26 protein-coding genes are annotated in these 25,369 nt (G+C 49.4%); 5 read left to right on the top strand and 21 right to left on the bottom strand.

The window, feature by feature from the left end; translation table 11 throughout:
* The 7 genes from F566_RS0103495 to F566_RS0103465 form a co-directional block, all read right to left on the bottom strand.
* The coding region (locus tag F566_RS0103495) for an IS5/IS1182 family transposase (protein ID WP_020405098.1) at window positions 1-214 on the bottom strand (214 nt) is incomplete at its 3' end.
* A gap of 774 nt (window positions 215-988) precedes the next feature.
* Window positions 989-1,834: an alpha/beta hydrolase gene (locus F566_RS0103490; RefSeq protein ID WP_020405587.1), complete on the bottom strand. Its 846-nt coding sequence runs from the start codon at window positions 1,832-1,834 to the stop codon at window positions 989-991.
* Between the two features lie 44 nt (window positions 1,835-1,878).
* Window positions 1,879-3,057 (bottom strand): catalase family protein, encoded by a 1,179-nt coding sequence (locus F566_RS0103485; RefSeq protein ID WP_020405586.1) that lies wholly within the window; start codon window positions 3,055-3,057, stop codon window positions 1,879-1,881.
* Window position 3,058: 1 nt separating this feature from the next.
* Complete coding sequence (locus F566_RS0103480) at window positions 3,059-4,588, bottom strand: Dyp-type peroxidase (RefSeq protein ID WP_020405585.1); 1,530 nt, start codon at window positions 4,586-4,588, stop codon at window positions 3,059-3,061.
* A gap of 200 nt (window positions 4,589-4,788) precedes the next feature.
* Window positions 4,789-6,177: a hypothetical protein gene (locus tag F566_RS0103475; protein ID WP_020405584.1), complete on the bottom strand. Its 1,389-nt coding sequence runs from the start codon at window positions 6,175-6,177 to the stop codon at window positions 4,789-4,791.
* A gap of 10 nt (window positions 6,178-6,187) precedes the next feature.
* Complete coding sequence (locus F566_RS0103470) at window positions 6,188-6,637, bottom strand: hypothetical protein (protein WP_020405583.1); 450 nt, start codon at window positions 6,635-6,637, stop codon at window positions 6,188-6,190.
* Window positions 6,634-8,412 (bottom strand): GMC oxidoreductase, encoded by a 1,779-nt coding sequence (locus F566_RS0103465; RefSeq protein ID WP_020405582.1) that lies wholly within the window; start codon window positions 8,410-8,412, stop codon window positions 6,634-6,636. The genes F566_RS0103470 and F566_RS0103465 overlap by 4 nt, the downstream gene beginning before the upstream one ends.
* Between F566_RS0103465 and F566_RS0103460 the strand changes: the two genes are divergently transcribed.
* Window positions 8,411-8,653 (top strand): hypothetical protein, encoded by a 243-nt coding sequence (locus F566_RS0103460; RefSeq protein WP_020405581.1) that lies wholly within the window; start codon window positions 8,411-8,413, stop codon window positions 8,651-8,653. The genes F566_RS0103465 and F566_RS0103460 overlap by 2 nt on opposite strands.
* A gap of 72 nt (window positions 8,654-8,725) precedes the next feature.
* On the opposite strand, the gene F566_RS0103455 is transcribed toward F566_RS0103460, so the two are convergent.
* The 5 genes from F566_RS0103455 to F566_RS0103435 form a co-directional block, all read right to left on the bottom strand.
* On the bottom strand, window positions 8,726-9,757 hold the full coding sequence (locus F566_RS0103455; protein ID WP_020405580.1) for an alpha/beta fold hydrolase: 1,032 nt from the start codon (window positions 9,755-9,757) through the stop codon (window positions 8,726-8,728).
* Between the two features lie 68 nt (window positions 9,758-9,825).
* On the bottom strand, window positions 9,826-10,485 hold the full coding sequence (locus F566_RS0103450) for a hypothetical protein (RefSeq protein ID WP_020405579.1): 660 nt from the start codon (window positions 10,483-10,485) through the stop codon (window positions 9,826-9,828).
* Window position 10,486: 1 nt separating this feature from the next.
* Window positions 10,487-11,218 carry a COG1470 family protein gene (locus F566_RS0103445; RefSeq protein WP_020405578.1) on the bottom strand — a complete coding sequence of 244 codons (732 nt, stop codon included), beginning with the start codon at window positions 11,216-11,218 and terminating at the stop codon, window positions 10,487-10,489.
* A 17-nt stretch (window positions 11,219-11,235) separates the two neighbouring features.
* A complete protein-coding gene (locus F566_RS0103440) occupies window positions 11,236-12,036 on the bottom strand; it encodes a COG1470 family protein (RefSeq protein ID WP_020405577.1) in 801 nt (266 codons plus the stop codon).
* An 18-nt stretch (window positions 12,037-12,054) separates the two neighbouring features.
* The gene (locus tag F566_RS0103435) at window positions 12,055-12,495 is read right to left on the bottom strand and encodes a hypothetical protein (RefSeq protein WP_020405576.1); all 441 of its coding nucleotides are present in this window, start codon (window positions 12,493-12,495) and stop codon (window positions 12,055-12,057) included.
* 707 nt (window positions 12,496-13,202) lie between these two features.
* Between F566_RS0103435 and F566_RS0103430 the strand changes: the two genes are divergently transcribed.
* Complete coding sequence (locus tag F566_RS0103430) at window positions 13,203-14,573, top strand: OmpP1/FadL family transporter (RefSeq protein WP_020405575.1); 1,371 nt, start codon at window positions 13,203-13,205, stop codon at window positions 14,571-14,573.
* 137 nt (window positions 14,574-14,710) lie between these two features.
* Here the strand turns inward: F566_RS0103430 and F566_RS0103425 are convergent, their stop codons facing one another.
* The 5 genes from F566_RS0103425 to F566_RS0103405 all read right to left on the bottom strand — a co-directional run bounded on the left by F566_RS0103425 (window position 14,711) and on the right by F566_RS0103405 (window position 17,951).
* A complete protein-coding gene (locus tag F566_RS0103425; protein WP_020405574.1) occupies window positions 14,711-15,145 on the bottom strand; it encodes a DoxX family protein in 435 nt (144 codons plus the stop codon).
* Between the two features lie 48 nt (window positions 15,146-15,193).
* Window positions 15,194-15,958 (bottom strand): HvfC/BufC N-terminal domain-containing protein, encoded by a 765-nt coding sequence (locus F566_RS35155; RefSeq protein WP_020405573.1) that lies wholly within the window; start codon window positions 15,956-15,958, stop codon window positions 15,194-15,196.
* Window positions 15,945-16,793 (bottom strand): MNIO family bufferin maturase, encoded by an 849-nt coding sequence (gene bufB, locus F566_RS0103415; protein WP_020405572.1) that lies wholly within the window; start codon window positions 16,791-16,793, stop codon window positions 15,945-15,947. The genes F566_RS35155 and bufB overlap by 14 nt, the downstream gene beginning before the upstream one ends.
* A 79-nt stretch (window positions 16,794-16,872) precedes the next feature.
* On the bottom strand, window positions 16,873-17,136 hold the full coding sequence (locus tag F566_RS0103410) for a BufA1 family periplasmic bufferin-type metallophore (RefSeq protein ID WP_020405571.1): 264 nt from the start codon (window positions 17,134-17,136) through the stop codon (window positions 16,873-16,875).
* Between the two features lie 437 nt (window positions 17,137-17,573).
* Window positions 17,574-17,951, bottom strand: coding sequence for a hypothetical protein (locus F566_RS0103405; protein WP_211210572.1), 378 nt, complete (start codon window positions 17,949-17,951; stop codon window positions 17,574-17,576).
* 811 nt (window positions 17,952-18,762) lie between these two features.
* Here F566_RS0103405 and F566_RS37255 point away from each other — a divergent pair.
* Both F566_RS37255 and F566_RS31785 read left to right on the top strand, forming a co-directional pair.
* Entirely contained in the window at window positions 18,763-19,254 is a 492-nt protein-coding gene (locus F566_RS37255) for a cytochrome c peroxidase (RefSeq protein ID WP_020405567.1), read from the top strand.
* Between the two features lie 92 nt (window positions 19,255-19,346).
* Window positions 19,347-20,087, top strand: coding sequence for a DUF6969 family protein (locus F566_RS31785; protein WP_157496614.1), 741 nt, complete (start codon window positions 19,347-19,349; stop codon window positions 20,085-20,087).
* A 128-nt stretch (window positions 20,088-20,215) separates the two neighbouring features.
* Here F566_RS31785 and F566_RS0103375 read toward each other — a convergent pair whose 3' ends face one another.
* Window positions 20,216-20,959, bottom strand: a complete 744-nt coding sequence (locus F566_RS0103375) for a 3'-5' exonuclease (protein WP_020405565.1) — start codon at window positions 20,957-20,959, stop codon at window positions 20,216-20,218.
* Window positions 20,960-20,965: 6 nt separating this feature from the next.
* Entirely contained in the window at window positions 20,966-22,858 is a 1,893-nt protein-coding gene (locus tag F566_RS0103370) for a DUF294 nucleotidyltransferase-like domain-containing protein (protein WP_020405564.1), read from the bottom strand.
* 296 nt (window positions 22,859-23,154) lie between these two features.
* On the opposite strand from F566_RS0103370, the gene F566_RS0103365 reads away from it, so the two are divergent.
* Window positions 23,155-24,168: an ion transporter gene (locus tag F566_RS0103365; RefSeq protein WP_020405563.1), complete on the top strand. Its 1,014-nt coding sequence runs from the start codon at window positions 23,155-23,157 to the stop codon at window positions 24,166-24,168.
* A gap of 7 nt (window positions 24,169-24,175) precedes the next feature.
* Here F566_RS0103365 and thpD read toward each other — a convergent pair whose 3' ends face one another.
* Both thpD and F566_RS37250 read right to left on the bottom strand, forming a co-directional pair.
* Window positions 24,176-25,147 (bottom strand): ectoine hydroxylase, encoded by a 972-nt coding sequence (gene thpD / locus F566_RS0103360; protein WP_020405562.1) that lies wholly within the window; start codon window positions 25,145-25,147, stop codon window positions 24,176-24,178.
* A 39-nt stretch (window positions 25,148-25,186) separates the two neighbouring features.
* On the bottom strand, window positions 25,187-25,369 hold a 183-nt coding region (locus F566_RS37250), incomplete at its 5' end, for a hypothetical protein (RefSeq protein WP_033415729.1).

Raw genomic sequence — 25,369 nt, 5'->3', positions numbered from 1 at the left:
TGAGGTTATAAAATAGCTGCATGCAGTGGACACGAAGCATGGTGGATAACGGATACGGAGGGCGGCCGTTCTCGCCCTTGGGGTAATAGCGGGCGATCTTCTTTTCCATGCGTTTCCATGGGATCAGCTTATCCATTCGCTCCAGAAAGATTTCCCGGCGGGTCTTACGCTTCTTATTCTGGTATTCAGCTTCGGAGAAAGTCATCTGATCCATGGATAGTATTCCTGATGAGTGAAGTTGGCCGTATTATGACTGATTTGGGGAGTTATTCAGAGCCTCCCTAATAGTCTGAAATTAAAACGTATTCTAGAAAACGAATTGCAAAATGTCACGGTAATACAGATCAACAGACAGCATAAGTTATTCAAGAATAACTTTCTAATATTCCATTTTCTTGTTTGTAAGAGATTTTAATCAGTTGAGGTTATATGAAGCGTTAGGGAGCTCGGCCTCAATCGCTTAAATTTTGACTGATACAGTTTGTATTTTAATAAATGATCAGTCTGAAATGTGATCATTGATACTCTAATTTTGATCGATTATTCAGCAGCTTAGATGATGTCTAAAAGTGACTTTTACTCATAGGCAAAAAGTCCGTCAGTGAAGGAGGTAAATAGTTACTATTATAATTCGAATATTAAGCAGGCCAGATTAATTGTCGGCAGAAGTTATCTGCATGATGCTCTATTGTGACAAATAATTTGAATAAAATTGAAGACGAGGGGATGACCCACATTCCACATTTATTCACTTTTACACAAGCATTGAGATTCGATCTAAATGAGGTGTTGCTGGGTTTCTTTAATAAGTTGGCAAAAAATTTTAGAAAGGCTTTTGGATATTTATGTCCCATTAGGGACGGCGTTAATTGAATGAGGTTAAATAATAATTTTATATCCTTGATACTAAGGATTGTCTAAAAAAATATGCCGGGGAAGACGAAAGAACCTTCCCCAGTGTTCCTTTCAATTCTCCTAAGGTTCCTTTCTAGTTTCGCCTGGAATCCAGGTAGCCAAGTAATCGACTGCGTTCCCTCGTCGGGCTTTTATAGGCATTGGCTTCAAAATGCGGTAGATAATGGGTGTTCAGTAGATGGCCGGTTGCCTCATAAGCGAATTTCTTGCCCGAAAATTTACTGAGATTGCCTGCAACACCGATTCTGGCCACATAGTCGAGCGTGTTGTAGTAGTGCTCAGCATAGATGGCCGGAATCTCAAGGCTGGTGGCTGCGCTGGCGAAAGTATAGAGTTCCAGTTTTTTGAGTAGAGCTCCGCGGTGGGAAGAAGCCAGAGATTCAGCCAGAATCCGGCAGGCGCGTGCACTGATAATTCCGCCCTGGGAGTGGGCAATGAGAATGACTTTTTTCTCAGTCTCCAGGGCCTGCTTCAGTATGGTGGCGACACTTTCATCCAATGTAGAGATAGGCTGCATTGTTCTACCAACTGCGCACTCCAGAAGATCCAGAATAATGCCGTCAGAAGGGTTGTGAAGCAGGTGAATGGTTCGTCCGAACAGGTTGGCCAGCGCTTTTCCATTTAATCGCAGGACATCCCGATTGGTACAGATTCCGTTGAGGAAAAACCACTTCTGATCGTTCTGTATCGGTGGGCGATCCGGGTTCTCACATGGCAGTGTAGGGACGCCCCTAAAGGGGGAATAAATGGGGAACAGGCTGGACCTGATGACTTTGCTGAATTTCCATTTCGATGCATAGTTATGTGAATTCATCTCGGAAAATGGCGCATCTGTATCTATTGGCGACAGTACTTCGTATAGGTATGGCAAATTTCTGATTACGCTGTTGCCACGGTCAATTAAATCAGTCAGTCCCATATTAACCCCCTTGATTTTTGTTTTAGGGAATTCATTGTCATCAGTCAGACGAATACTTCATCCCCTGTAGGCTCGATATGTTGTTCCTTATTGATCCCTTGTCGCATTCTGGACGTCGCCTGGTAGATGTACTTTCTGGCCCGGTTCTGATTGCCCAGGGGTTTATGTTCTGCCAGAGCATGCCATGGGTTGAACGTCAGATTACGGGCGAAAGCCAATTGCGCAGGACTGTCAAATGTCTGTCTGGGAATCCGGATCGTGGCGACCCTAATGGGAGGGGAGCTACGCTCCGACCAGACCACTGATGCGTTTTCCAGTGGCATGGATACTGGATCAGTTTGAATCTGAATATATAAGTCAAAGGTGACGGGGTGTTGTGCCAAAGTTTCAACCATGGCTTCCCTTAAATAATTCTCTGTCAGTCGACCCACTTTGGATTTCTGGCTGATGCGAGGACGAAAGATATATTTGACCGCCCGGTTGTTGCCATAACGATAGGGAACACAACTGTTGTAAGTCAGTTCCAGAGGGTTGGCGTGGGTGCGAGCGTAAAGTCCCTGCATCACCGCATCCAGATAATGGGAATCCAGAGGATTAATAAAGTACCAGACTGGAGCGTCCTTCTCGATGGCCTGCTGCAGTTTGAGGTTTTCGTAAATGTCCGGAGTGGTGAACGTTGGGGAACTGATTCCCAGGAAATCATGCGTGGACTTTTCATCGTCCAGCAGCTTTGGTCCTGGCACCCCCATGACTTTGATGCCAATACTGAGGATGCCATTATTATCGACATCTCTGGTGACCAATGGACCGGGGCCGGCGAATCGAACGTAGGCTGGAAAGGTCTGCTTCTTCTTGAACAGGCCAACCTTGAGTTCTCTTGGCAATTTATCATCAATCGTAAAACTGGCCTTAAGCAACCCGTAAGTCTTGGTGTTGCCCGCCCTTTCTGCCGTTTTACCAGTATTACGGTAATGCCTGATGAGGAAGCGGTTCATGGTATCCGCGATCTCTGTGGTGACCTGTTCTTCGTCATCCCGGATCAGCTCCTGGCCGAGATCGAGCCCGTGGTCTTTCAACCGCAGACGGATGATCGTCTGTGCCAGACTTTCGATAGAGGGGCGAAAATAGCGGTCAAAGCTGTCACGATAGTAGGGGTCAAGTCTTCTGATGACGCCGGCTGCCAGGGTGGCACTGCGGTGAATCCATTGCGGTAAAGTTTTCATTTCAGGCGCTCGCTCCCCTGGAGAGAATAAACGCCAGAGCGCTCCGGCTGGGCAGGAAAAAATATCCGCCGCCTCTTATACCGACAAATTCGGGCATGCCACTGAACTGACAGCGGACAGGCGGTTGTTGTTGGGTGAATCGGTTCTGGGGTAATCCGTAGGCGGAGCGGCTGCCGATAATTGGATCCGGGTCTTGGTAGAGGCCGTTGAAGTTAGGGTTGTTGGCCCAGGTATGTTGTACAAATTCGAACTGCCGCCCAATGTTGGCGTTAATGCAGATGAAGTGCAGGCCTCTATCCTCACTTGATTTTTCAGGTGATTCTTCGGGATAAGCCGTTCCTGACAACTGCTTAAGGTATTCCGTTGGATTCACGGAGGGGTGAAAGGGAGCTCCGTAGGACCTTCCACGCCTCAGCAGTCGATGTCGGTTGCTGAAAGCAATGGATTTCTCCGATCCGGGCTCGGGCTGTAGTGAGTCACGTGGGTGTGTCCTGCGGATATGGGCACCCAATGGGCATTTAAACCCTTGGCGATCAGTGTCGTGGTAGGTAAAAGCGTCTTTATCCTTGATCGCAGTGTTATCCTCCTCCGGTGATAACACTAATGGCGCACCACTTGGCCAACGGCCCACCATTTTCGAAGCCAGGCGGACGGCTTCTTCTGATGACGAGGTTTGTTCCTGCAGGTAACGCCAGAAAGCAGGGATATCCTGTGACATTTGACGAAACACGAGATAGGTGCCGTTTTTGCCCAGATCGCGGGTAGGTGAGCCTTCCGGGTCTGGTGGGAGTTGACTGGCGGTGTCTAACTCCGCCGCTATCAATGGACGTTGTGTATAACGATCATAGCCATTGGGGTAACCGAGAAGGATTTCCCCAAGGGGGACCGCAACAAGATCACGGCCTTTGCGATCAAACTCCTTCAAAAATGGTTGTGCGATACCATCCCGGAAACCGAAGTGCTCTTTGTTATCCGGTAAAACCTGGGTATCCAGCCGCCGGACCTCCTCAATGCCTGATTCGGCAAGAGTTTGCTTGAGATTCTGATACTCGTGCTCCAGGGAGGCCTGATCTACTGCATAGCAAAGTAGCAACAGGTCGATGGGAGAGGAGTTGGGGCCGCCCCAATCCCAAAATTCCGGCGAGTTTCTCCCTTCATCGCCTAGAATGCGGCGCTTATGGTTAGTATCGATACCAGACCTGAACTCGTTTGAAAACTGATCTGCGATGTTTTCATCAAGCCCCATCTGACGCAGTCCCCGGTAAGTCCAGGCCAGATTGATGGCCAGTAGCGGAGGACGTTCTTCCGCATAGGTCAGTTTTGATTGAAGCTCAATCAACGTGGGTCTGGCCAGATCCGGTGTTTTGATGTGGAACAGTCCATAACAGGCAGCGGGAAGATTGCCGTATCCCCGGGCAACGATTCCCTGGATTTCTCTCAGATCAATCGGGTTCGGATAGCTGAGGAAGTCCTGGCGATTCTGGGAAGCATCCAGTGTGTATGACATGGTCTGTATTGCGGCGTCTTTCATCGTGTTGTCCCCAATATACTGATCCCTGAAAGGTGATGATTTATGCCATGTACTGGACCTGAATCATGGCCGTCCCCCCGTTTTTTGGTAACCACTGAGCCCGATCGATATCGTTGCCCTGAATGTTCGGGGTATTCGCTTCGGACCTGGCTCTGTAACCTGAGAAGTTCTGTAAAAAGCTACACAGGTCGTTTAAAAAGCTAAGTCAGTCGTTGCAGCCAGGCTTTTGCCTGCGTTTCATTCATACGCCCACGCAAACCGGATCTGATCTCCGAATTATTGGCGATATTCACCGCGGAGAGGTGTTTATAGGGGGTATGCCAGACCAGCGTCGATAACTGATGATGTCCAAGGTAGTCCTTGAATCGCTCTTCATTGCGGGCGCCATCGAAAAACAACCAGTTGGTTCGCGGGTATCCCTGACCGTTACTGAAAACCACGTTCAGCCCCCAACTGACTTTGTCGATAAAATCCACCATGTAACTTTCCAGGCTGCCGTCGTAGTTACTGGCAAAGAGCAGACGCTGATCATTGTCAAGCATGATCCAGTGAGCGAAATGGATAGTGTCCACGCCATCCAGACCCAGTAATGGAATGCCGGCCAGATCACCTTTATTGAACACATGACGCAGGCTGACCTGGGCCAGAGCCAGTACCGAACGTGCCGTCAGTCTTCGAACCAGTCCCGGCTTAAGGGAGCCGGCAGCGGAAAACTGGTTGTGCACAGCAAAGTCCTCGTCAGCCCGCAACTCATTGAGGCGTTCCAGAGAGGCTCTGTTGGCCAGTTCCTCATCACCTGTTTCCTTGAGCTGAACGAGGACCACCCATCCGAGAATCAATGGCCAGGTGAAAATCACGACGATAGTTCCCAGGCCGACCAACGTCATAAACCGCAGCTGTTCCTTGGCTTTCCAGAGCAGGGAAGGGCGCTCAGGCGGCTCCAGTGCCCAGAACAAATCCGGGGATTTTGCCACATGATTGATCAACTGCAGACGTAGCTCGGTCGCAGATAGTGTTACGGGGTGGGTCAGTGAATTCAGGTAATCCTGAAGGGCTTGATGCAAACGATCTTCCTCAAGAATTTGTTTGACGCCGCGCCCTACTGTGTTGATATAAAATGCCTGCGCCGGAAGCTGGTGTTTAAGCAGAAACTGCAGGCGTGCCTGCCGAGTACGTCTGCGCTTGGGGGGGTAGTCCCGACAGGCACTCAGGATGGCGTCCAGGCCTGCAGATGATTTATTTACCAGACGCTGCAGGAAATCCTCCACAGGTCCGTCCACATTGGCGATAAAAACCAGATAAGAGCCGTATTCCTGCGGATGATCAGGGCCTTCGTAAATGAGGAACCGGGCAAAATGGAGTACATCGGAAAATTGACCCAGGGGTAGAATGGCGTTGTGGTGAGTATCTGCTCGAATGGTATTCAGAACATCCCTCAAGGCGTCTTCTTTTTCCTCTTCCAGGGGAATGAACAGATTGATGGCATTCTGAGGCATCGCCATCAACTTTCGGGCTTTATCTTTCAGCCGGTTCAGGAACCCGGTTGTTTCCCTGGGCACTGAAGTCAGATGGGTGACGAGGCTGGTCATGGCATTTTCCTTATGTGTTGGTTTCCAGTGCGAAATCCAGAATTCGACGATTTCCCCACCAGACTTTGCCGAGGTAGAGCCCAGGTTCCACTTCCCGGATTTCATCTCTGATCTGTCTGGCAAACAGGGATGTTTTGGAGTAGTCAATGACAATGGTGTCCTTGCCATCCATCCAGCTAGGGTCTCGGTAAACTTTGGCAGCAATCAGATTGATCCCTGCCGGCGATACTTTATTGACGAGAACGCCACTGTCGAAGTTCGGTTTGAACAGATCAAACACTTTTCCCTGCCAGGCCAAAATCCGGGCGATTCGGGCGAATAGCCGTGGAAAAGGGCCGCCAGCAAGTATCGCGGTACCTTGCGTATCGCCCTGAGGAATGTTGCCAGGTCTGGCTTTTTTGTAGATCTCGTCAAGCTCTTCTCGGGACAGAGTGAGCCACCTCTGCAAGGTTTCGTTCATGATGACACCTCTGGCTTCGTGGTTGGTTTTCGTGGTCTGGATCGAGGGCGTTTGCTCGCGCTGGATTTAGCATTGTTATTTCTGGATGAAGCAGTGGAGGGGCTTTTGCCGGACGGCGCGGTTTTGACACTTTGTTTATGCCCTTTGTTGACCGGCATATGAATATCGTTTTCTTCCATTTCCCGGTCATGAATCATGAGAAAGGCGACTCTCTCTGCCAGTGCGGAAATGGTGGCAGACGGGTTCACGGAAATGGCGGAAGGTACCAGGGCTCCATCGGCGACAAAGAGATTCGGGTAGCCCCAGACTTCGCCTCTAGGATTGGAAACGCCCTGCGCCGGCGTATCCGCCATGACACACCCCCCCAAAGGATGAGCGGTGAGGGTTTTGTGGAAAGGCCAGCCAAAGACCAGTGACCGCCACAGGAAGCTATTGATAAAGACACCGCCTGCTGCTTCACTCAATGCGCGCATGTGCCCCATCATGGTATCGAACATCTGGCGGCTGTTTTTATACGACCAGTGCAGGTCAATTCGCCCCATCCCGTTCAATTTCAACACACCGTCGGCAGCATCAGTGCCCATTCCGAGATAGGGCAGGAAGTGATGCAGAAAGCGTTCATCCAACAAGCGCTCCAGTTCAAATGCCGCTTTGCGGCCGCGGGCTTTATTAAAGTAACGTCGGAGCTGACGAAGCCGGTTCAGGGGACGCATGGGTTGGGGAATCATGGCATTGAAGTACCAGACAAATGGATCGGGAAATCCGAGATCCTCAATGTAGATATGCTGGCCTTCTTCATCAGCAAAACCGATCCCTGTGGTGATGCTGGGGCCGCGTCCCGGTTCCACTTGTTGGTCCGGCAGATAGGCGCCGGCGAAGATAAAGTCGCCGTTGCCGGAAAATCTCTGGCCCAATTGTGGAGAAAGATCCGGTAGAGTCTTGAGTACGTGCTTGCAGCGCAACAACAGTTCATTGGTGCCCAGGGTGCCTGCGCCTAAAACCACCTGACGGGCCTGGATCTCTCCTGGAACCTGGCCATCTTCACGCGAACTGTCGTGAAATTTTACCCGGTATCCTCTATCGTTAGGGATAAGGGCGGTGACTTCATGAAGAGGGTAGACCTCGGCGCCGTTTTGTTCCGCGACGGGAATGTAGTTGAGGTCCAGCGTATTCTTGGCGTGGTTATGACAACCCAGCAGGCAGTTACCGCAGTAGTCGCAGGCATTTTGCGTTCTGCCGCCGGGAGAGGCTTTGCCGTCATTGCCAAAGTGTACACAGACAGGCACCGACTCTGCTCGTCTTCCCAGTTTCTCCGCTGCTTGCTGGAATGTGGAGGTTCGTGCCGGAAGTGCTCTTGCATAAGGTGGTTTAATGCCTCTTGCACCCAACATATCTGCGGTGACCCGATAATAAGGACGCATGGCTTTAAACGTGATCGATTCAGGCCACTGGGGGGAGTCAAATATAAAGGCCGGTGGCTGGATATGAACGTTGAAATAGTGAAGCGAGCCGCCGCCTACACCGATACCCTGAACCACATCCATGTTCCTGAACGGCAGATACTCAATAAAACCCTGTTGGCGCTGTCTTTTTTCCGCTGGGTCCCAGAGCGCACGGGTGGATACCTCGCTGGGCCCACGGGGAAACTCAGTACGTCCCCAGCGACGGCCTTTTTCCAGTATGCATACTGAGCGTCCGGCCTGTGCCAGACGACAGGCTGTGATGGCTCCACCAAAGCCGGAGCCCACGACGACCACATCATAGGTCTTCTTCATGATAACCTCCCTGCAAACGCTCGCCTGGGCGGATTGTCAGCCAGAGCTGCGTTCTGTTGCCGGCCTCAGCGGGAGTATATTTGCCATGATTGGCGTGATAAATCCTGTCATAAAGAGCCATACAATCACCTCTCTAGTTGTCATCAACCGGGTTGTGATCGGCTCCGTCGGGTTTAGGGTACGTCGCTGGCAGCTATCGGCGGGGAGGATGGCACTGCCCTACAAAACCCTGAACTATTGATCCTCAGCATTGTTTGGTTTAATTGCGTTATCCCTTTCATTGTTTCATCCTTGGGTGTTGGTGGTATTTACGCTATGACACTTTCTTTAAAACCCTTCTTACCTCGTGCGCAAGTAATTCGGGGGCTTCCAGGTCTACAAAATGCCCGATATCGGATAGAGGCCGCCATTCCACCGGACAGCCTGCATCCTGTTCGCTTTTCTGTGCAACTTTGGATGACAGTGCCAGGTCTCGCATTCCCCAGACCAGAGTGGTCGGAGTCTGAATAGGCTGCTGATAAACGTCTTCCAGCATCTTGCGAGCTGCCGGGTTAATCAGTGTTTTCACAATCTCGCGATAGTATTCAATTGCGCCGCGCAGATCCCGGCGATGCTGGTAACGATCAACCATTTCCCTGACCAGTTTCCGATTCATGTTGCCAGCGGGGCCTTCCCTAAGGGTAAAGGAAAGCTCCAGAAGTCTGCGTCCAATGGCGGTGGTCAGTAACAACTCCGGAATCACCGGAGGTTGAAAAGGAAGCACCCAGGGAATGCGAAAAGTTTGCCAGTCATCAAGCTGAAAGACAGCTCTTACCAGGGTTTTGGGGTGGGTACAGTTGACCACAATCAGCCGACTGATCAGGTCACTGAAACGGTGTGCGAATATCCAACCCAAGGCGCCCCCCCAGTCATGAGTCAGCAGGATAGGGTTCTTGACATCCAGCCTGGCCATCAGCTCGCGTATGTCATCTGTGAGGGTGAAAACATCATAGCCGTTTCTGGGGTACTCTGATGTGGGATAACCCCGGAGATCGGGCGCGTATATCTTGGCTTCCGGAAGATAATCCATTAATTGACGCCAGCTTTGCCACCCTTCAGGGAAGCCGTGCAGGCAGAATATTTCTGGTGGAGGTTCCGTACTATCTGAAGGTGCGGGTGACGCCACTGCAACATGAAATGATGTGCCGTTTGCATCTACCCGAAGGTGCCGAATAGCTTTCTCTGTTTCATTGGCTGATCGTTTGACCTTGGCTCGAGAGGACGCAGTCCGGCCAGCGGGCTTCGCTCGTGCTTTCTTCTGTCTGGTACTACCTTGTTTCTGCCGGGGTGCTGTGGTGGTTGTCATGTAAGCACCTTTGTCCTGGTTTTTGTCCTGTTTAGGACCTGATGAATAGGATTAATCATAGATCGAATTTACGAAAATACCCGCAGCTGGATACAAAAAGCCTTGTTTTTCATTCCCGCAATGTCGATCCGGGTATGGTAGATACCTTCAACGGTTTCGTTACCCACTTGAGTCGTTAACCGAATCATTTGTTTAGCGCCTGGAGCCAGAGTGGCGCACTGAGGCGAAAAGCTAAGCTCACAGTGATCACAGGGGCCGGATTCCTTACCGAGGACGGATTGGGGCTGTAACTCAAAGCTGACGGGATGGGCCTGATCATTCTGAATCAGGAAAACAGATTCGATTTTTTCACCGGGGCTGGCCTTGATGGACAGTATTGGAAGCGAACCCCGGTGGTCATCACTACCTGCTTCCAACAGTCCCAGACGGTGTTCACCGACAGCTAAAAGGTCCTCCAGGAAAGCCAGTAGATGTCGACTGATCAACAGGCCGGTTTCAAGGGGAAGCAGCATCAGGTTCAGTGAATTTTTCTGGTCAATTTCCCAATGACTGGTTGTCAGCCGATGCTTCAATTGGCGACCTGCAAGTCGATAACGAGCTCCCAGGCTCTGTCCCTGTCGGAAGTAGGTCTGAAAGCGTGGCCGATAGGTTTTCAAGTGCCTGCGATATTCAGTGGTGAGCTGGTTTAGAGGGCCTGAGGCAGGCACCTCGTCAAGCGAGCGATTCATATCAGGCGCGCTCCCTTTGGGTGCCGGTTTTATCTTTTGGACGTCTGGGTAATTCTTCAAAACAGGGCTCGACGCATTGAAAATGATGGTACCAATAATGTGCCTTGACCCGGTTGGGGATTTCTCCCTGTTCGACCACGGTACAGCAGTGCTGACGGGGGGTGACGCAAAGAATAATTCTGAGGTACTGCTCGTACTTTCCCTTGATTTTTACGCTGACACAGAACTTACTGCCGGCGAGTTCTTCTGGAATGGTAAAGCTGAGTTTTGCCTTGAGTGTTTCTCCGGGGGCCAGTGTTTTGCTTCCCGGATTGGTGGATACTTTCTTATCTGTACAGGGGAAAGGAGTGGGCTCTAGAGTGAAGTTTCTGCTTTCTTTACCGGTATTGGTCACTTCAAGATGGTGCTGCAGCGTATCTCCGGCACATCCATACCAATACACAGTGCCGACACAGGGATTCGGACAGTGGGTTTCCGGAATGTGGCAGCAATGATCGGGATGAGAATGGCTGTCATGATAAGGGTGAAGGTGGCAGCAGTCTTCGTCTCTCATGGAACCGTCAAAGGTTCGTTTCACTACGCCGGCTCCTGCATTGATCGTAGCGCTGATCAGGCGTGGAGCCAGCAGCAATAAGCTTTTGCATGAAGGGAGAGTGACTTTGTCTGAGGTGTCGTCCAGACACTCGGGATGGGGCGCGCAACCTTTCTCCGGGGCAGCTGTATACTGGTGCATGGCTAGTGTCCTCTGGTTTATCTCCGTTTACTGGAGTTGGGCGACCCGTTGCAGTACAGCTCCAACCAGATCCGAGTCATGTTGATTTTCACGAATCCCTGATAGGTTCGCCCCTTTTGCAAGCCTGCAGGGGCAGTAAACGTTAGAGTACGTTCAACCCTGGCGGCAGGACCCAGTGATTCTTCCTTCGTAGGTTCCATATGAATACTCACCGGCGGGATAATGGAAGATTTGAAGTCGTGAAGCAGGCGGTTGGCGAAGGTTTCATAGTCCTCATTGTCTGCCGCTTCACGAAGACTGTAGACCAGTGTACGACCGATCCAGTGACGTTCACGGAACCAGACCATACCCACCTCTCCAATCGCCAGTGGGACATTGCCCGTGTTAGCAATTTGAATATTGCAGCTGAGTTTATCTCCGCTGGCGCCCCGCATGTGTATATGTGTGGGGTTGAGGGAAAGTGAGGTGTTTTCCAGCACCTGAACCTGAATAATTTCGGACTGCTTTCCACAGGTAAGTCTAACTTCATAATTACCCGGCGGTGTTGCAGGGTCTAATGTTAGTAAGGCCTGGGTGCTTGAAGTAGACTGGGGAGGGAGGCGCAGTTGCATCGATAGTACTGCTGAAGTCAGAGTCGGTGTTTTACGTCGTTTATCGGACACTGCTTCCAGGTTTAGTTGGCGGATTTTTATTTTATCGTCAGAATGATTGGCAAACGTCAGTTCACCGGTACATTCTCCGGGCTTACCGGTAAACCGGAAGGGTCCCTTGCCGAGTTGCCAGTCATGTCCGGGCTCGCCAGTGTATGCGGTTTTCATGCCTGCCTCCGGATGAGATTAGTCACAGGTCTCGGTTTTGTGGGGGTGATAGTCTTCCGCGACAATCATGCCTTCCCCACAGGTTTCGAACTGAACTATTCGGCAGCCAAAAAGAGTCAGGCAGAATCTATAACTCAGGGGGAAGTGAAAGCGCATTGGACGCAATCCAAACTGGAAGTCCAACTGAGGCAATTCCCTGATGCGGATATTATCCAGACCCAGATCGACTTTGCTGTTGGTCTCAAGTCTTACCAGGGGAAGAGAAGTGATGCCCACATTGATGGGGGCGAGTTCTGTCAGTCGAATATTATCCAGCCCCAAATCAGCATCCAGATCAATGTCGATTGAGGGTAATTCTTTAATGCGGATATTATCGAGATCCAGATCCACGCCTCCACCGAGGTTAATGGTGGGAAGTTCCTTGATCCGGATGTTATCCAGGGCAACGTCAACACTCATAAGACGGCTCCATAGGTCAGGCCACAATGATTCCAGGCAAATAAATACCTTGAACCTTCGCTAAATACTCCTGATCACAGCCTTGGGAACAGACAGGGAAACCTTCCCGGTCAGGATGTTGACAGTAAATTCGATACTGGGCCGGAGACTCAATACTATTCCTGTCGGATAATACTCAGGACACAGAGAAGCACATCTGAACTGGCATGTGCTGTGTACATCACCATGTCATTTTGACAATTAAGTCACAGCTTACAGCTAAATTCGGAATACGGCGGACTGCTAATGACAGCTTGGTTACTGGGAACAGCTATATTTTTTGCTATTTCAGAAAATAGCTACAGAGAAAGGTACGACTAAGACGTTAGAGTATGTTGCTACAAATAGTCTGTCGGTTCAATAGTCGCGCCAATATGTCAGCTGATTTTTTCGTAACTAGCCGATGAGCTGACGGTTGCCGGAGGCTTCTTACAGGTAATTCCCCACATGGAATATTTCATCTAACAACTTGATTAACATAACCTTAATGTGATGAAAATCACATTAAGGTCTGTATAATTGCGCCCCCTTAACTTCCGGAGAATGTTTCAGGGCCGGAGGGGGCGTCATCAGTGAACTCCTCAAATAGCCGGTCCGCGTCAAGAAGTATAAACAGGGCTGTTCCCGGAAGTTAATTTCATCAGACGTGTACACTTTGAGTATTATTTATGAAGTACAAGCTTAAATTTGTTTCTCTGCTTGGCACGGCAGTGCTGTCACTCTCTTCCTCCCAAATTTTCGCCTCAGGCTACGCCTTGAACGAGCAAAGTGCCTCGGCCATGGGTATGGCCAATGCTGGTGCGGCTGCCAATCCGGAAAATGCCACGACTCTGTATTTTAATCCGGCGGGATTGGTTCATCTGGAAAAGGCTCAGGTTTCCGGTGGTATCACTTTTCTGGATGTGAATTCCGACTTTAAAGGGTCTGCCACTGATACTGTCGGGCAACCGGTTTCCGGTGGTGATGGCGGTGACTATGTGAGTCTCAGAACCATCCCGAACTTATATTACAGTAGACCGATTAATGATTCCGTTAGTGCTGGAATTGGTGTTTATGCGCCTTATGGAGTTGCTGGCGAGTATGACGAAGATTTTGTTGGTCGTTTTTTCGCCGATGAAACAGAAGTTCGTGGTATTGCCGTACAACCGACCATGGCGTTTAAGCTGAATGACGAATTCTCCGCAGGGTTGGGGATCATTTTTATTCACATGGATGGAAAACTGAGTAAGGCCCAGGAATACTCAGGCACCGGACTGCCTTCCGCATTGTTGAGAGAGGGCCACTTTGAAGTGGAAGGGCATGATAACGGTATTGGCTGGAATTTCGGCCTTATGTATCAACCAAGCAATGACACGACGCTTGGCTTTAATTTTCGCACCAAGGTTGATCTGACCCTGGAAGGCGATGCGCATCTGACCAATGTGCCGGTCGCGACTGGCGGAAACCCTCCCGTAGCCTATGTTACGCGAAATGAGAAAGCGAAGGTCCCGCTGACTTTGCCGGAGACGGCGACGTTCAGTCTGAAGCATGATCTGAACGATCAATGGTCTCTCTATGGTGGTGCGACCTGGACCCGGTGGTCACGTTTTCAGAATCTGGATATCTTCACCCGGGAAGAAGCCGGATTTGGTGAGATTTCTGCACGGAGCGGCGTGATGTTTAACGAGCCTGGGATGATTGGGCACGTACGTGAGCGCTGGAAAAATGTCTGGGCATTCTCCGTAGGGGTTTCCTACGACTACTCAGAGCGTCTGACTGTGAAAGCCGGATACGCTTATGACGAATCTCCGGTGCAGAAGGAGTATCGTACTGCAAGGGTGCCTTCTACTGACCGTAACTGGATTACACTGGGAGCTCAGTACCGTATGGAAAACGATCTGGTACTGGACGGTGCCATTGGCTACCTCTTAATCGATGATGTGGAGTTGGATGAGAGTACTTACACAGTGGATGATCAGCGTGTGGGTCTGGCGAACGTTGAGGGGACCTACGATTTGAGTGCCTATGGTCTGGCATTCCAGGTGACCAAATCATTCTGATCTGGTTGGTCGGGCAGGGCGGTGGACGCTATGCCCGAATCTGATTACATAAAAAAGGGGATGGTAAAACATCCCCTTTTTTGTCTGTGGCCGGGCATTTCTGTTGTCAGGGCAAGATAGCTTCTAAATAAGCCCGATCAGTCTTTATCGATATGTTTTCTGATCAGTGTGTCAACTGACAGAAGACCAGGCCCTGTGACGACCAGAAGACCCAGAATAGACATCCAGTAATAGTGTTCCTGGGTGCCCGGGTAAACAAACGTCTCTATAACCACCGTCATGATTAACAATCCGAATGCCCCGATTCTTCCCGCGAGACCCAAAGCCAGCAAGGTCGGCAGAACAAGCTCGCCTATGGTGCCCATAACTGCAGCGACATTATAGGGAATGAAAGGGATAACGTATTCATACTGGAATAGGAAAATCGTACTGTCCCAATCTTTTATCTTGAGTAATCCGGATTTGAAAAAGGCGTAGGCAATAAATATTCTCACGACGAGCATGACTAATGGTTTCAGCCATTTGTCCACCGCTGAAAGTGACCATTGGAATGTGTTAACTAAGGCCTGCATTATAAACTCCTGGGTGATTGGCCGCTTGATGTCATGTCAGCGGTAGATTTAGTTGTTAATTGAGTGATCGATACTGTTATTTGGTTGACAGACAATACCCTGCTGCAGGCACTGTGAAATAAATTCGGGAAGTTGTTCGTGGCCCGGGTAGGAAAAGGCGCTTTCAATTGCCTCTCCAAGTGTGTTGCCGGACTGGACGGATAGCAGGAGTGCGCTGGCAGCTTCCGACAGGTTCCAGACCTGCACTTGCTGTTGATGACGAAAAACCAGAACCGTCACGGGACCCGACTCAAGGTCTACATTGAATTCGCTTTCATGGTCGCGTGCCTGCTGCCATATGGCATCGACAGGGAATCTGGAGTGCACTATTGCTACGCCGGTATTCAACACTGGCCGGGATTGCAGCAATTGCTCCTGATCTGTGGTCAGATCCAGTGGTGGTTGCTCAGTTATATAGTAGGCACGGTGATGGTGCCATTCGAGACAGGCAACATCTGCCAGGTAGGGTAGCGCTGCTAACGGATCAAACCCACAGAGGAAACCAGCGAAGCCTTCACCATATAAATGCACATCGCCTTGCTCGGGTTGTTCTTTCCTGATATATCGCTCACACATCGCCTCAAAAAATTCCTGGCCGACCAGTTTTTCGATCACCGGATAGACCTCTTTAAGGTATTGGGTGAGTCCGGCGGTCACGTTGTTGCGATAGATGGATAACCGGGTGAGGTAGTGTTCCTCAACATAGTCGTCCAGGTGGTTTGATCCCTGGTAGAGATAGTCCAGAAAAGATTGCTGGAGCTCATGCAGATTCATTGAAAACTCCTTTCCGGCTCAGAATTTCAGTGGCCTTTACCGCTTCGGAAACCAGAACTTCAATTGCCGGATAATCACTGTCCCATTCAATGAGTGTGGGTCTTTGGCCAATGGTCTGAATGCAGTATTCATAGAGCTCCCAAACGGGATCTGCAACTTGTCTGTTGTGGCTGTCGATCAGAAAATTGTCTTCACCATTTTCACTCGTAATATGCCCGGCAAGATGAAATTGCCCAATATGCTTCGGCTGGATCTGGCTAATGTAGTAATAGGGATCGATGCCAACATTTCGACTTGAGATATACAGATTGTTGACGTCCAGTAGAATGCGGCAGCCGGTTTCTGCGGCCAGTCGGTCAAGAAACTGACTTTCTTCAATGTTGGTAGTTTTGAATGCGAGATAGTTTGAGGGGTTCTCGACCAGAATCTGTCGGCCCAATGTATCCTGCATCTGATTCACATGGTCAATAAATACCTGAAGTGACGATTCCACATAGGGAACCGGTAGTAAGTCCGGAGCATGTCTGTGTTGATATCCGCTCCAGGCCAGGTGTTCTGATACCAGGAAGGGATTCGTATCATTGATCAGGTCCTTCAACTGTTTCAGGTGTTTCCGGTCAAGTCCGTCGGCCCGACCAAGCGAAAGTCCTACGCCGTGCAGACTGACAGGGTAGTTTTCCCTGACCTTGCAAAGGGAATCCCGTGAAAGACTGTTGCCGAAATAGTTTTCACTATGGGCTTCGACAAACCCAACGGGTTGCGGGTTCTCCAACAAAGGGGAGAAGTACGGGGCTCGAATACCGATGCCTGCCAGTTGGGGAATTGTTTGTGACATGATGAGTGTTCCGGATGATCAATCTTGACGATGGGGAAAGCGATCCGGAAGGCTGCTGGGCCTTCCGGATGAGAGCCGATTACATACCGGCTTTCAGGGAACCACCATCGAGCTTTGTGCAAAGACCGGCAGGAACCAGAACCCATTCGCCTTTGTCGCCGTCTTTAGTCGCGTGACCCTGACAGCTATGACCGTTTGCCTGGCAGTCATTCATACCTGCTTTTACCACACCGTAGCACTTTTCCATTTCTTTTTCGGCTGCTAAAGCGGAGCCGGAAGCCAGAGCCATTGCACTTGCCATTACTGTTGCTGCTGCTGCACTTGTAACCAATTTGTTTTTCATAAATAGATGTTCCTTAAAATTTAGTTTTGTCATTACCTTTTCTGCAAGGATGCAAACGTTATCCAATGCATTGGGTGTTTTCTATGACCTGCGGTATTTGGAAAAGTTTAAAATTTTACTTAACTTTTTTTTAATGCTTTACAGCAGACCCTGGCATGAGCATATCTGTGTCGTACCTGCTAATCCTTGGTCAGATAAATCTGGTAGGTTAGTTCTTTGTTTGCCGATGGTGTTCAGGCTTTGGTGGCAGAGGCGGGGGTAAACTTTGCTTGGCGGCAATATCAATTATCAATAATGTCGAAGCAGGTTTAGCAGGATAATGCTGTGCTCTATCCGATTCGCAGAGAGTAAACGCCGGTGTATTATGTGAAACGATGATAGACACCGGCGGTATTTCTTATTTTAGTTGCCATGTTGACTGGCCATGATTACGAGTATCATTTTCTTTTGATGATCATAGGGTAATCAGGGGTTGGGTTCAGTGGGCACGAGTAGACGTATTCGCCTTCTGTCAACTCAATTAAGTAGTCCTTACTACTACCCTCCGTCAGCCCGCCTCCGGAAACACTGGGCAGGGTCAATCTGCCTATTCCAGAGCCACGAAGCCAAAAACCCAACTCATAAGGAACATTTTTATTCTGAACTCTGAAGATATATTTTCCGGGTTCAAGAATCATGGGTTGGACTTCACCAAGGCGCTTCTCACCGGTTTGATTGTTTATTTGCTTACAATCATCAAATGACAATGTTTCGAAGCCGAGATTTTTTCCTTCCGGTTCTACAAACTGACAACCTGTTTGTGTCAGATGAATCACCGTTGGCTCAGATGCCGAAAAAACATGTCCTGCAATAGTTAGCAGGGAGATACCGACTAGAAACCTTGATGTTAAGTGAATACAGGGATTTCTGGGCGCGTTGTGAGTTGTCTCATATTGTGTGAGTTTCATGTTCGATCTCCTGAGACTTGTTTCAAGGATCTTTGGTACGTCTTGATTAGATCATGGTTTGGACTACTTTTTTAGGATAGCGGACTATTTTCTGGTGATGTTCTTTCTTAGAAATCAGAGTAGGGAATTAGTTCCAAGTTAAAAAACAATTGCTGTGAACTATTCGGAAGTTGGGCTGTCATACCGTTCACAAGCGCGAATATTCTGTCGCAAGTTTGAGAGACCAGCTGCGCTGGCTGTCGGAACCTTGGAAATTCGTCGGGGTTGTTGATTTTGCGTCGGACTTCGTTGATGACAACAATAATTGTGATGGAGCTTGATACCAATGAAACATCTGAATACCGAGATAACATTCCAAAAGCGTCCCACGTCAGCAAATTGTCCTCTATCTGTCACAGCAGGCCTTTTGGCTGCCCTGTTAAGCTCGGGAGTCGTCTACGCCGGATGTTCTCCCTGTAAGCCCAAATGTAAGCCCGCCGCCGCAGCAAATCCCTGTGCGGCTAAAAATCCCTGCGCGGCTAAAAAGTGGGCCTGCAATCCCTGTGCTGCGAGAAAGCCTTGCAACCCCTGTAATCCTTGTGCTGCGAAAAACCCCTGTGCATCAAAAAGTCCCTGTGCTGCCAAGAAGAAAGCCCAAGTGACAAGGCCAACCAATTATCAGCCATACAGTGGGAAAAATATGGAACAATTATTGGCCTTGGGTAAGCGGCTATATAATGATCCGAAGCTGAGTTCTAATGGTCTTGCTTGTTCGACTTGTCATGTTGGCGGGGCTGCCTTCGGGAAAACATTTGCCAAGCCATATCCGCACCGTGTAGCTATGGCGGCGAACCAATTTGGTATTCCCAGCATTAATTTGGATGAAATGGTGCAACTGTGCCTAGTGCAGCCCATGCAGTCCAAAACACTTCCATGGAACAGCAAAAAGCTGGCTGCTCTGACGGCCTATACCGCTGAAATACAAAAGGGATTTAATCCCTGTAAAGCAGCAGAAGCTAATCCGTGTAACCCTTGTAACCCCTGCGCTGCAAAGAACCCATGTAAGGCGAAAAACCCCTGTGCTGCGAAAAATCCCTGCTCAATTAAAAAGAAAGCCTGTGCACCATGTAATCCGTGTGCGGCGAAAAATCCTTGTGCTGCCAAGAATCCCTGTGCAGCCAAGAAATCCTGAAGCTTTCAGCGATACGCCATGTATGATCATTCATGGCGTATCGCTGGCAAGTTGAATTGACACTATCCTCAGTTAGTATCATGAGTCCTTCTTTGAATACTCCTTGGTCCAGCCTGCCGGAAACACATCATCTACTTTTGCCAGATATAGATGGTCTGCACGAAAATCAGATTATCTGTCTGAAAGAGGCTGCTACAAGTCTTATAGAGTGTTACCGGCTGCTTGAAAAAGCCGGAATCAACATTGTCGGTGAGATACTGAAAGGGCAGGGAACCTTCTATGAAATGGATCATTATCCAAAAGATGATGTCTACGATAATGAAACTCATGCTCAGTATTACTATCACGCACATCGTAATCTAGAAGAAGAGCATGGGCATTTCCACACGTTTCTGCGCGCCAAGGGTTACGGCCGCGAAATACCTCCAGCACCCGGTTTTCTAAAAACCGAGCCTTGGCCTGAAGGAGGTGAGGCTCTGTGTCATTTTGTAGGGGTATCGATGGATCGCTGGGGCTATCCAATAGGATTGTTTGCGACTAATCGATGGGTTACGGATCAAACCTGGTATTCTGCGGAGACTAGCATCAGTCTATTGGACAAGTTTCGTGTTGAGCATGCACATCCAAATCTGGTTGTTAATCTCTGGATCACCCAGTTATTGAAGTTGTTTAAACCACATATTGAACATTTGCTCTATCATCGTGACCAGGTAATCGAGAGTTGGCGGCAGATGTTTCAGGGTAGAGATGTTCTGGAAGACAGGGAGCTTGAAGTCACAGGCTATTTCCCTATCGATTCCAAGCTCTGGGCAAACCAGGTATTAAAACTGTAACACTGGGGAGCCTCTGAAAAACATTGGCGAGGCTGCCAGTGCGAGGAAAAGCGTGAATAAATGAGCATTTTGAGTGGAGTTTTGCGCGTCAATGGCAGAGCTGGTAGTTTCTCAGAGGCTCCTTGGTTTTAACGCCATAAGTCCTTTATAGGCGTGTCTGGAGAAAACCGTGTCGCAATCTGCGCCTGAAGGAGTTCTGCACTGGCTAGGGCGTCGGTGAGTGCGTGATGCGGACTGTAAAATGGGAGATTGTATCTTGCCCGGCTCTCGGCCAGACGAATGGAAATCGGGTGACGTCCCAACAGACGATTCACCAGTCCGCGAGGTCTGCTCCTGTGAATTCTAGCTTCAAGTTCCATGGTATCAATGACTGGAAACTCACAACCTTCACCGATGCGGGCTTTAAGTTCATTGTTGAGAAAAGGGCGTTCGATTCCGCGATGGTGGACCACCACGACTTTTCCGGTCAGGGCAATCAGCAGCTCATCCAGAATTCGCATGATGTCCGGGGCTCTGGCGACTTCGGAATGGGTGATCCCATGTATTACGATGGATTCGGTACTCAGTTCCTCACGGGGTTTGAGTATCCAGTGCTGGGCGCCACTACAACGGATTCTGTTCAAATCCATCGGGACAAGACCAATACTGACAATGCCGTTGCTTTCTGGATCAAGTCCGGTGGTTTCAAAATCCATGGCCACCAGGGGGACTTGCGAGATAGGCGTGTCTCCATCGACAACACCGGCGGCGTAAAAGTTTTGCAGGCGGGCATCTTTGGCTTCGGCGGCCAGCTTTTTAAAGCGTGCCGGCCAGTTTGGTGAGCCTGGGTTAGAGTTACCCGGAAGTTGGTTTTTCTTACGCAAGTAAAGCACGCTTTTCTACCTGGCTCTTTGGGATTGATAGCGAAAACGAAGATACTTCTGTGCATTGCTTAATATCTGGAATGCATCTTTAAGCGTTTTACGCTCAAAGTCAGAAAGGTTTTCCGGTTCCACATTGTTGTCTGGCTCGCGGTTGGCTTCCAGATCCAGGGCCTGATGCCGGATGCGGACCATCGCAATGAATTCCAGTGCGTCCCGTAGGTCCAAACCGTGGCCATGTGGCAGTATGTCGGCATCAATGATGTCCTGCAATCTGTCAAAGGAATTGAGAGAGGTTGAGCCACAGGCAAGAGAATGAACTCGGATCAGGTCTGCCAGAGGCGCAGTTCCCCGGCGTTTGATGTTAAAGGAATTGCTGTGTCTGCCGTCTTTTTCCATGACGAAACTTTTGAAGAAGCCGAGAGGTGGCGTTCGACGCAATGCATTTCGGGCCATGCAGGAAAGGAATCTGGGACTTTTGCGGGCTTCCCGCACAATCAGCTCTCTCAGGTCTGCAGCCCATTCGGTCTTGCCCCAGACACCGTCCAGATCAAAAAAGATTGAGCTGTTCAGGAGAAATTCTGGTGTCGGGTTTTCAATCCATTCTGTGAAATAGTCTTCCCAGACGTGCAGAGGCTGGCGCCATTTGATATTGGTTGCCATGATATCGCCCTTGCAATAGGTGTAGCCGCACTCAGCAAGCCCATCACTGACGAATTTGGCTAAAGCCTTGAAGTAGGTGTCGTGGCGGGCTGGATCAAAACGGTTGTCCAGAATCAGGGCGTTGTCCTGATCTGTCACAATCAGTTGTTCTTCCCGCGCCATGGAGCCCAAGGCCAGAAAACAATAGGGAATAGGAGGCGGGCCCAGTTCAGCTTCCGCCAGTTCAAGCAGGCGTTGTTTGAAACTGCGACCAATAATTGACATGGCGCTACCGACCATGTGTGAGTTGGCATCCTCGTTGACCATTCGACTGAAACAGGCATTGACGTCGGGCCCCAGAGCCTTGAGTTCCTCAACGTTGTGCTGATGGAAAATGCTACTGACAACGAACAGGCTGTTCTGGGATTCGTATCGGATAATGTCTGATAAGGCGATAACCCCTATAGGGTGGCCCTTTTTCAATACTGGCAGATGGTGAATATTGTTACGCAGCATGGCCAGGGAAGCTTCAAAGACAAATTGATGATGCTCGATGCTTGCCAGATCGCTCGTCATGATTTCGCTAACCGGCGTGGAATAACTCAAGCCCGGGGCGACAAGCCGCTTACGGATATCCACATCTGTAACGATTCCCGCCAGGTACCCTGAACTACTGGCTTGTCGGGCTGCATCAGACGCTCTTTCATATACGATCAGCAACGAGGAAACACTTTCCTCTGACATAAGAACCGCCGCTTCCTGGGCTGTAGACTGGATGCCGAGTGTCACCGGTTCCCGAGTGATCAGAGTTTCAACTTTTGATGTCATCAATTCATTGGCATCTTCTCTTCGCGATACCGCTTGACGCAACCGGGTGTGGTCTTCGATCTCTACGAAGTCGGCAAACAGTTCAAAATTCTCAAACAGCTCATTAAAGATGGCTTCAGGAATGAGATAAACCAGCGAGTCCTCCAGCGCTTTAGCGGGGAAGCGGACCCTTTTATTTCGAAGCAACCCGAACTCGCCAAAGATACCGCCTTCACTCAATCGGTTGTAGAGATCACCGTTGCGCCGGAATACCTCAACCGCGCCGCTGCGGATGACATGCAGGGCATCGACTTCGTCACCGAACTGAAGAATCTGGGTACCGGCCTTGAAATAACTGATTTCTATGTTCTGGGACAGCCACCCCAGAGTCTCTTCCGGCAGGTCGCGAAAAGGGGGATGGCGGTGTAGAAAGTCGAGTATTTCAAGTTGTTCTGCCTGCATGGGGTACCCGAATCAGGAATGAATGGAACGACTGGTTGCAGGGAGTTGTTGAATCAACTTTGAAGCTCCCTCATAGAATTCTAGCATGTCATACCGGGGTAAACATTGGCTGATGTCGGCAACAGTAAGTCAAATCACGACATTTTGTACTGGAGGGCGTATTTCATGTCTGTAACATGGGCGGGAATCGAATTCATTTTATGGTAGCGTTAGGGCGTTATCCGCAATTGCATGTCCTGTCATGACAATTGTACCAGTCTGGTGTTGAGGGCTGTCGTCAGTGAAGGGGAGGGATTTTGGATAAACCTAAGCGTTTTTTGAACTTTGATCTTGAGCATTTACGTAAGAGCAAAGAGGGGATCTGGTTTGTTGTCGACCTGCTCATGCTGTTACTACTGGCGATTAATCTGACTCTGATAATTATCGATTCTGTTTACCGGCTGGATTTTATCGAGGGCTATATAGCTTCGAATGTCTCCCTGTTAGAGCCACCGTTGATATGGCTGAAGGAGCATTTTTTTGCGATCGATGCCATTTTTGTCAGCATCTTCCTCACTGAATTCTGTGTCCGTTGGATCGTTGCTGTCAAACACACAACCTATCACCGATGGTTCTATTATCCCTTTATACACTGGTATGATCTGGTTGGATGTATCCCCCTGACCGGTATGCGGATACTGCGATTTCTTCGTGTCTTTTCCATCATCTACCGCCTGCACAAATACAAGATTATTGATATCAGGCAGTCTTCGATCTTTCAGTTCTTTGCCTTTTATTATGATGTGCTATTGGAAGAACTCAGTGATCGGGTGGTGATAAAGGTTCTGAATGGCATTCAGCAGGATATTGAGGATGATAATACGCTGAGTCATCGGATCATTGAGGAATTGGTGAAGCCACGGCTGACGCGTTTAACGACCTCCGCAGAACTGATTACCGATAGTATAGCCGAAGCGATGCATTCAGAGGCTGAGCATCCATTCTCCGTCCAGTTGCGTGAAAGTGTTATCTCTGCCATGCGCAATAATGAAAACCTGGAGCGGTTGAAACGTGTTCCCATTGTTGGTGAGCCACTGGTAGAGGAATTGGAGGGAGCGGTCGCCCAGATGGTGATCGATACCATAGCCAGACTGATCGGAGAGCTGCCGGAATTAATACAGGAGGATAGTCTCAGGGCGAGTCTTCGCACAGGTGAGCAGGCCTGGGATGATCTGGATAAAGAGATTCTGGGCCTGATCCATGAAATACTTGAGTTTGCGAAGGTTCAGGTTTCCCGGCAGCAATGGAAGGTCCGTCTGGATCAGGTTTAGCTGACTGTCAAATATTTGAACATTTGTTGGTTATCGGTGTGATATGACGCCTTGCGCTGATGTATTCAGGCCGGGGCGGCTGATGGCAGAAAGGGGCAACAACCTGGTTGCTCATGGCGTTATACACCATAAAGACGTTTGATCTGGGAAGCGGGCTGATATTACCGTTCGATCCATGCATCGTATTACAGTCAAAAACTGTGACGCTGCCGGGTTTTCCGGTTGCCCGGGCGATGCCTCCCCGTTTGACAAGATACTGAAGGTGTTCATCGCTGGGGGTGCCCAATTCCTGCTTCTTCAGTGAGCCCTTAAAGTGTTCTGACGGAGTCTCCCCTTCGCAGGATACGTAATAACGATGGGAGCCTGGGATCAACATCAGAGGCCCGTTGTATTCCTGGTTCTCTGTAAGCGTTATGGAAATACTGAGTGCCCGCATCCTTGGCATGCCGTCTTCCACATGCCAAGTCTCAAAATCAGAGTGCCAATAGAATTCGCGGCCTCGAAATCCGGGTTTATAGTTGATTCGAGATTGATGAATATAAATGTCATCATTCAAGATAAAGCGGGCCAGTTCTACCAGTCTTGAATCCTGCATCAGTTGCCTGAATATCTGACTGAACTCGTGGACTTTGAAAATTGAGCGGATATCTCCTGACTCTTTTTCGGTAATCGTTTCCTCCGCCCCTTTCAGGGAGTGGGAAGTTCTCAGGGCCTCCAGTTCGTCCTGGTAGCTTTTAATTTCCTCCGGGCTGAAAACATTATCGATCATCAAAAAGCCCTGATCTTCATACTGATAAATGAGCTCCCGTGATAGAGGCAGACTGAAATATTGCGACGATGTGTGCCGGGCATCAGGCAATTGGCGCGGATCTGAGTAGACAACCGGGTCCAGTCGTTCCATCAGATTGCTTTGGCAGTTGTCACGTGAAGGATAAATATCGGGACAGTTATTCTGATTGGTTTCTGCTTTATTCGTCATACATCATCCTCTTTTTCAACAGTGATCAACGCTGCATGATCAATATGGATGTAGAATGTGAGTGGGTTTATGCTCATGCTGTCTTAGGGAGAGTCTGAATAACCCCAAGGTTCTGAGGTAATTCAAACTCTCGACGATATATGGCCGAATATTCAGAGTGTTTTTCCGGCCATTTTGGATCTTCCCCCCCTGTGGGGCGTCATCTGGGCTCACTGCCCCTAT

Origin of the sequence: Hahella ganghwensis DSM 17046, from assembly GCF_000376785.1 — a bacterium.
GTDB lineage: Bacteria > Pseudomonadota > Gammaproteobacteria > Pseudomonadales > Oleiphilaceae > Hahella > Hahella ganghwensis.
This window is presented reverse-complemented; position numbering and strand designations above follow the sequence as displayed.